We start from the raw sequence: 564 nt of genomic DNA, 5'->3' as shown, positions 1-564 counted from the left end.
CACCCACATGGTAAATGGTGCTGGGTTTGCGCTGGGTGTCTTTGGGGGTAGGTGGTTTGAGGTAGTGGTCCAGGGCGCGGTCGGCGGCTGCGTGGAGCTTTTTGGAATCGAGGGATTCGTAGGGGGAAACGTTGTCGGTTTCCGGAGGATTTGGCGTTGGTTTGAACATAGATGAAACTCCATATGTGATTAGAGGAGCCATCACCCTCGCTACCAAACGAAGAGGTGGTGGCCATACGAAGGTTGGTAGACCGGCCCACATGGAAAAACCGGCGTGCCCGAGGGCACCCTACGCATGGCCACCATAAAAACAAATGCTGAAAGCATCTGCATAAGGTGAAGCTATGCGACATGTGGACGGCGGGCTACCAAACCCGATCGCTGTTTTTTTCAGCGACAGGGAAACGATATAGCCCGGGCCACAGGCGCACTAGCCGGCGGATTCTGGCGTAGTCGTAGGCAGAGGCGCAAGGATGTGTAGCCTGGGTGAGTGTCTGGAGATGTCTATTAAACATCGCCTGTTTAGTGGTCTTGTGATCGTTCCCACGCGCAGCAAAGGAATGC

General features: G+C 55.0%; 1 pseudogene. It reads right to left on the bottom strand.

Annotation, left to right across the window (positions count from 1 at the left end):
• A pseudogene (locus HCU66_RS27715) lies at positions 1 to 169 on the bottom strand (DUF6124 family protein); the annotation flags it as partial.
• Between the last annotated feature and the right edge of the window lie 395 nt (positions 170 to 564).

Source organism: Pseudomonas frederiksbergensis, assembly GCF_017114915.1.
Classification (GTDB): domain Bacteria; phylum Pseudomonadota; class Gammaproteobacteria; order Pseudomonadales; family Pseudomonadaceae; genus Aquipseudomonas; species Aquipseudomonas frederiksbergensis_I.
This window is presented reverse-complemented; position numbering and strand designations above follow the sequence as displayed.